Genomic DNA, 11,899 nt, shown 5'->3' with positions numbered 1-11,899 from the left:
TTCTTTTTACGCCGACCGGGTCGCGTTCAGCGGGAATGCGACCCGCACTTTTAACCCGCCGCCTTTGTTTGACTTGATATCCAGCTGACCGTTCAGGTCCAGGACACGGCTTTTCAACTGCAGCATGCCGACTCCCGATTTGCCAAGCACCGGTTCGGGTATATAATCGAAGCCGATTCCGTCGTCGCGATACGAAAGCGTAACCATTCCGTCTTTTGCGGCCAGTTCAATCGCCACTTCCGTCGCGTTGGAATGCTTCTTCGCATTATTGATCAGCTCTTGCACAATGCGGAACAAATGGCGTTTTTGCTCCATGTCAAGCCGTTCAATCTCTTTGACGTTAACCGGACGAAAATAAATCTGAAACGGTACTGAAACATTTTCGATATCCAACGTTTTCTCGATCGTATCCACCAGGCCGGTTGCCCGCAGCAAATGCGGAAACAACTCAAAACAGCTTTGCCGCAAGTTGGAGTTGATGGCCTCAATGTATTCGATCAAACTGTTCAATTGGGCGCGCTCTTCCTGTGTAATCTGCATTTTATTCATCAAGGCGGCAAGCTTGCGCTTCAAATACAATAAATCCTGCATCGTCGTGTCATGCAAATCATTGGCAATCCGCTGCCGCTCCCTTTCCAACAGTTCGAATAACGATTTGCGGAACCATAAAAATTCGCTCGCGGTTTGCTCATCAAGCGCCTGCGCGGCAAACTCATGCAATTTTGTCGTCAGCTTGCGGATGAGATAGATGTTTTCCAGACTGACCGACAGATAGGTAATGATCAGATTCAGCCATTCGTGCTCTTCCAGCACAAGCATCGTATTTGCTTTCTTTTTCGTCACGACCAGGAAACTGCTGTATTCCTCGTGACGGTTGATGGGAAAAATGGTGCATTCGTCACAGTTCAAGCGTCCATCGGCAATATGCCGTTCCACTTTGCAAAGATCGATTTCCCCGATGCTGATCGTCTCCAGTTCTTCCGTGAATTTAAACACGATCGCCACACCATAAACCTGCAGCGTTTTCATGATGTCAACGAGGACAATCTCCTTAATTTCACGCAGACTGGAAATCGTAGCCAGATCACGGGCGATTTTTCCTAGCGCTTGTTGCAAATAGTACTTGTGCGGGAACATAAACTTGTTCAATTTGGTTGTAATGTATTCAAGCGAATACAAAATAAACGTAATCAGCGCCTCGATCAGAATAAACTGAATGGCCAGCCGCTCCATATCGGCTTGCGGCGTGAATAAAAATACGGATGCGGCAACGATAATTCCGCTCGGAATGACGGCCATCAAGGCGGTAAACAGGATGCGGCGGACGACATTGGGAATGTCGTACAACCGCTCCGTTGCGATCAGATAAGTAAACGAAAGCGGCAGAAACAGGATGAACCAGGCGGTATATATGGAACCGATCCATTCTTGGCCAAAAATAATTTGCGGCAAAAATGACAGAATGATGACGGGCGAGAACGAAATCACCAACGATACCCATATCGTTTTGATAATCGTTGACAAATACAAAATATTCCGTCGGTGTTTTCGGTACAAATAAATCAGCACAAAAAAATTGATCACGATGCCAAACACAAAATACGGAAGAGAAATGATCGTATTGTATTTATTGATATAATAAGCGAATGCAGGCAAAAAGAGCCCCAGAAATAGAACCATATGCGCAAATGAAAGGCCATACAGATATTTCATATAGCGCACATTCAGTGATATGTTTCCTTTTTCGCTAAGCAGGACGAGCAAAAAATGCAAAAATACAATCGGAGTGAGCAAAACCGCATTAATGATCAAATATTTTCCCAACGCATCGCCCCGCGCCGAAGCGCCCAGACTCATAAACGCCAAACCGATTATAAAAAAAACCAGCGCCAGAAATCGTGCCGAAGGTGTGCGGCCAAGTTTAAAATACAACAGGACAGCCATTAACAAGGATACGGCTTCTGCCAACAACGGAAGCGTCCCAACGGAAAAACTGTTTTGAACGTCTCCAACATCGACTATCAGCGGAGTGCCATTTCGCATTATTTTGATTGAATCAGCCTGTTCGATTGTCCGCCAATATTTCGCGCTGAAATAATCGTCCGGATTTACGCCATCAATTTTTAAAATTTGGTCACCGACTTCCAGTTTGACGAGCCCATCCGTACTTTTATCCAGGCTGGAAACCGTCCACTCATCGGCATTTTTGCTTAAATTAATCCCTAGATAAGGGTGTTGCATTGTAATATAGGCAAACCAGATTTGGGCGGCAAGCAATAATACTAAAATCAAACCCATAAAAACTTTTTTATGCACAAATTTCACTCCGCTTTTTTACAATTATTTGGTATAATAGCGTTTGAATAGATACATATATGTAAGGAGGAGTTTAAATGCAATTCGTTGAGTTTTCTCCCAGCTTGCAATTTCATGTAAGAAACCTCAAAAGTGATCGCAAAACCCCGATTGTAAACCTTTTCAATGCGGCGGATTTAAGCAAGGAAGAAAGTAAAGCAATGTTAAAAGTATTTTCGCAAAACGAACCTGAAAAACCGGTTCAAGTTAAAGCCTGGTGGTCGTAATCTCTTACTTAATTTTACCAGACGCAAAAAAAGATTGCACATTTTTCTACAAAATGCGCAATCTTTTTTTGTATTCTTGAATTCGCCTTTAATGCAAGCAATTTTTAATGCAGATTGATCAATTTGTATATCACCATGGCCGCTTCGGCCCGGGTGGAACGGCCGTTTGGTTTGAGCATAGACCCGTCGCCCGACACAATTCCCAGTTGCACCAACGATGCAATGCTATTTTTCGCATACGGGGAAATTCGGCCGGAATCCTTAAACGCGGCAAGCACGGAAGTGTCAATTTGTCCGCTATGTTCGTGCATATTGGTGAACGACAACGCGTTTGCGATCATCACGAACATTTCCTCACGGGAAATATTTTGCTTTGGCAAAAATGCGCCGTTCCCGAATCCCTGCACAATTCCGAGCTTTCGCGCAATCCCGACTTCCCTGTAATAATAATCGGACGGCTTCACATCCGCAAAGTTTGTATCCACATTGGCGGTAAGCCCAAGCGCCTTCACCAGCATGATTGTGAAATCGGCGCGGGAAACCGGGCGGTCCGGCATAAACGAATCCGCCGAAACACCATTTAACACTCCTTTCGAAGCCAGGACATCGATTGCATGCTTGGCCCAGTGAGAGGAGGCCACATCCGCGAATGTTTTGTGAAGATAGGTCACGACATATCGGCTGAAATGGCTGGTGGTAAAGACAACTTCGCCGGAATCGGCATCGTAATGTCCGTTCGTAACCGGCATTATATTTCCTTCCGGATCAATGTACCAAACCACGACGAATTCCGCATCGGTTTCATCGGCGGATAACGAATAGGGGATAGCTACTTTTACCGCCGCATCGGGATTATTCCATGCAGCTTCTTTGCCGTCAACCGCAATCGAAAAATCGTATATGGGCTGGTCGCCCAATTTTTCCCGCAACTCTCCGTCCGGCATGCTGGAATTTATCGACAATTGAACATTGTCCTTGATTTCCATCCCGGTACCGGTAAACATATTGGCCGGTAGCAGCACCGTAGCCGCATTTGTTTTGATTTCAAAGAATGTCGCTTCCTGGGCAAATGCCTCGGCAGGAAGATTTACGGCTAAAGTCTTGGCGGTGTTCGCTTCGCTTTGCGTGAAATCGATGCGGATGATCTTTTGCCCGCGCTCATCCGCTACTGCTTGCGAAACGGCATATTTCACCGTATCGCCGTCAATCGTAACGGTGGCTGTGCCATTGTCAACTTTGACCGGAGCTTTAAGCGTAACGCTGCCGTCTTCATTCCCCGTCAAATCGGTTGTTGCCGTTTGCGATGGGGAGACACTCGATGAATCGGACGAGGACGCGGGCGTCGGCGCAAGAAATCTCAGGAAATCGCCACGGATAATATCGCCATTCTCATCCCGTTGATAAGGCAACGCGGGTGTCAAACTGGCGAAGTTGTTATCCGTCAGGGTTATACCCGACAGATTTACCGATTTGGCACCGTCAAAAAAGTAATTATTGTTTGCTTTCAATCGCGACGGGAAATTGTCTTTCGCCGTACCTTCCGTCCTGTAGGAAACAAAGCCGTTAATCGTAAAATCCTCGGGAATATTCGTATATGTCGTGAAGCTCAAATTGCTTCCGCCATTATTGAAGGAAATATTATTCTCGGCAATCACACCCGGATTGCTGTTGCTGGTAAAGCCGGCAGCCCCGTTGCCAAAGGCCAGGCTATTGCGGATTATATGCGAGACATAAATTCCTTCGCCGCCCAGCTTAAACCCGTTCTTATCGCCTTTCCCAACCGTCCCGTCCGATAAAGTGCCGTTATGATAGGCGATGCAATCTTCGATCAGCACCGCTCCGATCGCGCCCGAACCGGCTTTTGTATACAGATCCCAACCGTCGTCTATATTGTTGTGGGAAATATCGCCTCTGAATACGTTGCCTTCGCCTGAAGTAAGCTTGGCGGCAAAACCGTCGGCGTTATTTTGCGACGGATCCATATTATCGAACGATTCACTGTTTAAAATCAAGTTATAGGACGGCCATTTTGCCTTATCATTTTCCGTTATGTCCGTGCGGCTGATTTGCAAGCCGGTATCGCCGTTTTCGTAAAATTTGCATTGCTCGATAATATTATGGCTTCCGCCAATCGTGTATCCTTTGGTGTTGGGTGCGGAATGGGTAAACGCGATACCTTTCACATGCCAGTAATTCCCGCTGTGCACAACGCCTTCGGATTTCTTGTTGAAATCGATAACCGGTGACGCGCCGGGCGCGGCAACAAGCGATTTCATCGCAAGAGCCGTGCCGTCGTTAAATTTGTCGATGATGAGACTTGTATCGCGCGAATAGATTCCGTCCTGCACGATAATGGTCTGACCGGCGGAAACAAAAGCGATCGCGGTATCGAGATCCAACGGATCATCCATGCTTCCCGTCCCCAGGCTTGTTCCCGTCGGGGCGACATAAATGGCTTTGCCTTCCTGGTATGTTTTCATATTTACGGAAAAGTTGATGATCTGTTTGTCATAGCTCGTCAAATACTGCGTGTCATCCGGAATAAATGTCAAACTGAAATTGTTTGTCGTTTGCGCCGCCAATGTCGTCGGAATGGACAGCACTTGTCCCGCTTGCACGGCTACATTCTGCGCAAGAACGCTTTGGCCCAACTTTAACGTCGCGGTTCCGTTTACATTCGTTTTGGCCATGAAATCATATGCGGTTTCCGCCGATTTATCCCGCGATAAAATTTCTACCTGCGGAGCTACCGGGGCAGCGGGCGGCTCCATCCGGGGAGCGTCAGTTTCCGCCGCTGTTACGGAAAAGTCAATATTGCTGACTTCGATGGTCGCCAGTCGTGCGGTATAAAATCCGACATACATTTTTCCGTCCTGCACATTCATAATTTCCGGTGTAAAAATGAGTTGCATTAGCCCGTCATTCAATCTTCCGATAAAGCCGCTGTTCGTTTTGGCCAATGTAAGCCGGTATTCGGCATTCGGATAAGTGTTGTTGGGCGCCGGCCGTTCGTTTTTCAACATGATTTTCTGAATGCCTTGGCTGCCAGCCCCGTCCGGAGTGGTTACACCGGTTCTGACAAACAATTGCGTGCCATTGTCGGCGGTGGTTCCTCCGCTGTAACCGCCCACGGCTGCGATATTGGACGCAAATATAGACGAATCGCCATCAACGCCAATGGCGTCTCTCGCCATTATTCCGAACGATTCCTGACCGTCTTGCGGACTTTTGGCATACTCAATCACTTTGATGTCCGCCGACAGCGTAAAATTGTCTTTGACGGCATCAAGCACCGTATAATAAAACGTTATTCCGTCATGATCGCCGGTAATTTTGCCGCCGCCCTCCAAGGCGGTCAGACGATAAACGCCACTGCCCAAATCTTCAAACGTATTTTTGCTTTTCGACGTTGATTGGCCGAATCGCGTCCATTTCCATTCATACTCGGCTTTTTCCCGCACTGTAACCGGCAATGTAATAGGGGACAGCGTCTGATCGGCGGGTTTGATTACAATATCATAAACACCGGGGGCTGTTCTATCGAACGCGGACGTGTCGATCGAATAATCGGTGCCGGCAGCTAGCGTTTCTTTATCCTGGTTGTCAAATACCTTTGACACAATGAGGCCCAAACTGTTAAAACCTTCGCCAATCGTATAGGTCGTTTTCGGGTATTGGGTGACTTCAATACGCACGGCTTTTTTCACTTTCACATTGACGTGGAAAGTTGCCGTCAAACCTTTGTAGGAAACGGTCACTTCCTTGTCCCCCGCACTCGCGCTGTCAAGCGGAGAAACGGCATACTCGCCGCGCAGCAATCTTGTTTCCGAACCGTCGCTATATTGGGCATAAACGACCATACCGGCAAGATCCAACCGATCGCCGATAAAATATTGCGTTTTTGCGGGCATTTGTCTGATTTCCAGTCCGCTGATCGCCGCATTTCGAACCGTAACTTCAAAAGCTGCGGACATCCCCGGCGTTTCCAGGGAATTGATCCGTACGGTCTTTGCGCCCGGGCTGTCAAACGTGTATGTCGCCCCGGTCACCGTGGCGTCTGCAATCGAAATAGCATATTTGTCCGCCGTCAGTTCCGCACTGACGCCAGTATTGTAATCGGCTACCACGACCAAGCCTTGCGGGTCAAAAACATCTCCCAAATAATAATCCGTTTTGGCCGGGTAATATTTGATCGCCATATTCGTAACGGTGAGCGGCAGAATTTGCAAGTCGATCGTCGCTGTTTTCCCATTAAAATACAGCGTAATCGTATTCGTTCCGGCACTGCTGCTGTCAAAGCCCGTCACCGCATATTCATTGCTTAATAAATATTCCTCGCTGCCGTCTGCATATTTCGCCTTTGCGACCAAACCGTTCAAATCAAGACTCTCGCCAACCAGATAAACAGTTTTCATCCCGGACGTATCCAGGTTAAGTACGCTTGGCGCTCTGGCATCCGTTCGGATCCCGAAATCGCTGAAGGTGACTTCCGCATCCCGTGCGACATAAATACCGGCAAAAATGCTGCCGCTAAAGATGTCATCCTGAACGATCGTGTTGCTAATCCCGTTCACGGTATATATATAAGCATCGCCGATTTTTTTGATGCTGAAGTCATATGTTTCGCCTGCAGCGGGAACAGCGGCATCTAGGATGGGAAGTTTTGTTTGCGAGCCATTCTTATAAAATCCTTCAATTATCTGGTCAAGGCCGCCGACACCCACATAATTCGCCGTATGGCCGCTCGTATCCCCATCAATGCCAACCTCATCGCGCAACATGAGGCCGAATGAAACCTGATTGTTGGCGCCGAAGTAATTGACGGTCGCCTTTCCATACACTTCAAAGGATACGGTGGCGGGAATTTCTTTGTAGTAGAAGCTGATACCGTCGACAGAACTAGAAATCTTGCCGCCATTGGCCGCGATGGTGACCGAACCGTCGTCGTTGACAACCGGATCAGGGTTTTTCGGCGTAGCTCCGGACCTGCCCGTGTTGGAGCCAAACGCGCTGAACTGCCAACTGCCCAGCGGAACTTCCGGCTCCATCGTTAATTTGACGTCGCTATATGTCACGGTCGTATTCCGCGCGGTAAACAGGCCGACATAGGCCAGAGCGCTGTCGCTTTCAATCACTTTTGTTTCGTCTCCGACCCTGATCAAGTACAAATTGCCCGACTTTTTAATGCTCAGGCTATACTGCTCGTCCTTGCCGGGAATACTGGCCGAGGAAAATTCAAAACCTGTTTTAACCTGCTTTCCATCCGCTTTGGTGAACCCTTTCATAACCTGGTCCAAAGCGCCGACCGCCACATAATCGCCGGTGAAGCTCGCACTTTCATTTTGCAGCACGTTGCTGCGCAGCATAATTCCGAACGATACCTGGTTATTTGCCTTCCAGGCATCGACATGGGCGGTGGCTGACAGTTGAAAATTTGCAGACGGGGAAATTTGCTTGTAATAATACGCGATACCCTCCGAACCGCTGGCTATTTTCCCCCGATCATTCCGACTGCTTATGGTGACAAAACCGTTGGCAGCGCTTTCAACAATGCTGAAGTTTTCCGCGTTGATCTTGTCCTGCCCGCCGACATCGCCAAACACACTGCCTTGCCAGTCGCTCGCAATATTGATCATCCCCGCCGTCTCGTCAGCGGCGAAAGCGGACACGGGCACGAGCGAAAAAACCAGCAATAAAGACACAAAAAACGCAATCAACCTTTTGTTATTTCGCACATGTTGGACTCCTTTCCTATAGATTACCATCTATTTAACCATTTCACAGGTATTACTTCTATAATCTTCATCTCATATCTTTACTTTTCCAATGCAAAAAACGGCGAGGATAAACCGCATTTATCCCCGCCGTTTTCACATTTCCCGACTTTGGATTACAAATCTTTTAAAACAAGATTATTCCTGTGTTACCATCCGCTGTTGCCGGCGCCCCGGTTAATCGTATAGGTGCTGTTATAGAGTCCGCCCGCAGCCGCGTTCGTAACTGTTACATTGCTGAAAGTGCCCGTTCCGGTTACGCCGTCGAAATACAAGCCGTAACCGCCCGCTTTGTTAATTTGCACGTTATTGAAACTGGTGCTGCTGATGTTTTGATTGTAACTGAGCTTGATGCCGTCATACGTGCTGTCGTTAATAGCCAGCGTATCGACAACAATGGGAGCGGGAATGCCGGTGTTTTCCGCATAAATCCACAATCCGCCAAAGCTGGTGTTCCAGTTGGGTTCCCAGCCGCCTGTGCGATTCAGCGTGTTTCGTAGCACCTCTGTTGTCCCCGTAAAGGTGGTTGCGCCAAAACGATTGCTGATGGTGATGCCTGCGGATGCGGTAACGGTATCCGCGCCGATGTTGTCAATAATTTTGTTGTCCTGGCCGCCGTAGATCGCAAACGTATTGGCCAAACACGGGAGCTGCGCGGTGTTGTAACGGAACGTGTCGTTCACGTTGGCGCTGCCGTTCGACCACATGGCAAACGCATCATCGCCGGTATTGCGGATATTAAAGTGACTTATTGTCGAATTGAGCACGCCGCCGGCGAAATTAACCCCATCCGCCCAAGTATCGCGAACTTTACCGTTTACAATATAAAGGCCATTCGTTCCCGCGGAAATCCAGAAGCCGACTTTCATATGTTCAATCCATACATTTTGAATGAGTGATCCTGTACCGAAATTTCCTTCAATGCCCGCATTGTCGCCGGCATCGTTCCGGTAGGTGGAATCACTTTCGATTGCCAGGTCGGCAATCGTCACATTGCTTCCCTGGCCGAAAAATCCTCCCTTGCCGCCAACGCCTTTCAGCTTCGAGTACCACATGCCGGCGCCGCGAACCTGGACATGATCCACGTTCAACCTGCCGCTAATCACAAACGTTCCTTCGGGAATCCATACTCCTTTCCCTTGCGCTTTCGCATCGTTAATCGCATTTTGAATCGCGGCGGTGTTGTCTGTTGACCCGTTTCCCACCGCGTAGTAGGGGGCTAATGTAATATCGATAAAGTTTGCCGGCTTGGAATAAGGAGAATCAATTTGTTCCAGGTCAATCAGGTCAATCGTATAGTAAGCCGCGGTATCGCCGGAATCTTTCTGTAATTTGACCGTTGCCCCGGCCGGGATATTTACCAAGAAACGGCTCTCATCATAGAAATGGTGCGGGCTGCCGTTTGCCGGGTTATCGTTATACGGATAGGCTCCGTAAGTCCAGGCATATTTGGAACTGAGATTTAATGTGTTTGTTTTCGTGCCGTTTACATACAGACTCAACGTTTTTTCAAGGCCGCCGCCGGCAGCGGAATCCGGCATACTGTAACGGACAACAAGTGAATTGGCCGCCTGGCTTGCGGTGAATTGCACGTATTGGCCCGTTGCGTTTAAAGTTACGGCGCTTCTGCCGGAAGATTCGGCGGCGACAGTTCCAAACGTTCTGTCGGGCGCAATGACCGTACCGTTGGTTACGCCGTTTTCCGCTTCATATTCTTGATAAGCAAGAGTTGCGCCGCGAGGAGACAACGACAGGCCACCGGCTACAGATACGGAATCGATATTGACATTGCCGCTGTTGCCGCTGTCAAACCGATAGGAAATCGTATTGATCCCCTTGCGCAAATTCAGCGTTTCATTCTTTACGGCCCATGTTGTCGCACCGCCGGTATCGGCAAGCGTTGTCGTTAATGCGTATAGTCCGTTCACATAAACATTCAAAGTTTTATTGCTTCCCGTTGCGTTCGCGTAGTTCAAACCGACATTTACGTTGCCCGCCGTGCCGGAGTTGACTGTGAAAATAACGCGCGCGCCGACAGACGAAAAGTTCTGCAAAAAAGTTCCGGCATTCGTTACCCCGCCGGAGTAAAACTGGTCTTCCGCCTGATACGTATTGGCAGGCTCCGGTGTCGGCGTTGGCGTCGGGGTTGGGGTAGGCACCGGCGTGTTCACAAAGATGTTGTCCAAATTCACATTGCCCGAATCGGTTGCGTCAAATTTATAGGCAATCGTGTTGCTGCCGTTATTCAGGTATAACACATCCGTTTTCGTCGTCCAATCATTCCAACTTGCGGTTGGGGATAGCGTAATTTGTCGTAATTTTACGCCATTCACGTAAATGCTTAACGTCTGGGAAATCGTGGTGCCGTTCGCATAACGCAGCACTACATCCGCATTGCAGGAGTTCGACACTGCAACGGTGAATTTTACCTGGGCAGTGCCTTTATTCGTATCTGTGAAACCGGCGACAAACCCGGTCCCGGTATAGCCGGTATGGTCGGAAGCCACGACGGCTCCACCCGACAAAGCGGCGTTTTCCGCTTCATAAGCGCCGGACGGAGTTGGGGTGGGCGTCGGTGTGGGCGTTGGCGTCGCAGATAATGGCATGAGCACAATATTGTCCAAATTCACATTGCCCGAATCGGTTGTATCGTATTTGTAAGCGATTGTATTGGTCCCGGCATTTAACGTCACCGTCTCATCTTGCGTGCTCCATGTATCCCAATTCGCCAAATTGGCCAGGGATATTTGCTTGATCTTCACATTATTTACGTAAATGCTAATGGTTTGCGTGATCCCGGAAGCGTTCGCATAGCGTAAAGCGACGTTATAATTGCCCGCTGCTGCGGCATTGACCGTGAACTTGGCTTGCGCGCTGCCTTTGTTGGCATCGGTGAAACCGCCTACAAACCCGGTCCCGGTATAGCCGGCATGATCGGAAGCGACGACGGCGCCTCCCGTTAATTCGGCGGCTTCAGCTTCATATTGCCCTTCCGGGGGAACAGGCGTCTTGTTTACATCGATTTTATCCAAATTTACGTTTCCGGAATCGGTTGAATCAAATTTATATTTGATCGTATTGGTGCCGGAAACCAGATTGACCGTATCGACTCGCGTGCTCCAACTATCCCAGTTGGCTGTTGCCGGAAGGGAAATTTGTTTTACTTTTGTTCCGTTCAAATATAAACTTAATGTTTTTGCGCTGCCGGTGCCATTCGCATATCGTAACGTAATATCATAGCTGCCTGCGGAAGCGGCGTTCACCATGAATTGCGCGGCGGCATTTCCTTTGTTGACATCGATGAAACCGGCCGCAAATCCGGTGCCGGAATAACCTGTATGGTCTGTCGCAACAAAAGCGCCTCCCGATAAGCTGGCGGCCTCGGCTTCATATGTAGCCGCATAGACGGAACCGCCCAAGGACAATTGTACGAAGACGATTGAGAAAATTAACAGACAAATCGCCAGTTTATTTTTGACAAATAAAATGCTTTTCTTCGTCATGTTAACACTCCTTGCCTTTTTATTTTGGGAATCGGCACGC

Annotated in this window: 4 protein-coding genes; 1 reads left to right on the top strand and 3 read right to left on the bottom strand. The window is 48.6% G+C overall.

Going from position 1 to position 11,899, the window contains the following annotated elements; all coding sequences use genetic code 11:
- Positions 1-6: 6 nt before the first annotated feature.
- Positions 7-2,316, bottom strand: coding sequence for an ATP-binding protein (locus tag VF260_08065; GenBank protein ID HEX7057134.1), 2,310 nt, complete (start codon positions 2,314-2,316; stop codon positions 7-9).
- 77 nt (positions 2,317-2,393) lie between these two features.
- Here VF260_08065 and VF260_08060 point away from each other — a divergent pair, with 77 nt between their 5' ends.
- Positions 2,394-2,582, top strand: coding sequence for a hypothetical protein (locus VF260_08060; GenBank protein ID HEX7057133.1), 189 nt, complete (start codon positions 2,394-2,396; stop codon positions 2,580-2,582).
- A gap of 104 nt (positions 2,583-2,686) precedes the next feature.
- On the opposite strand, the gene VF260_08055 is transcribed toward VF260_08060, so the two are convergent.
- Together VF260_08055 and VF260_08050 are read right to left on the bottom strand one after the other, a co-directional pair.
- Entirely contained in the window at positions 2,687-8,317 is a 5,631-nt protein-coding gene (locus tag VF260_08055; GenBank protein ID HEX7057132.1) for a bacterial Ig-like domain-containing protein, read from the bottom strand.
- A gap of 188 nt (positions 8,318-8,505) precedes the next feature.
- Positions 8,506-11,859, bottom strand: a complete 3,354-nt coding sequence (locus VF260_08050; GenBank protein HEX7057131.1) for a carbohydrate-binding protein — start codon at positions 11,857-11,859, stop codon at positions 8,506-8,508.
- Between the last annotated feature and the right edge of the window lie 40 nt (positions 11,860-11,899).

The organism is Bacilli bacterium (genome assembly GCA_036381315.1).
Taxonomy (GTDB): Bacteria; Bacillota; Bacilli; order Paenibacillales; family KCTC-25726; genus DASVDB01.
This window is presented reverse-complemented; position numbering and strand designations above follow the sequence as displayed.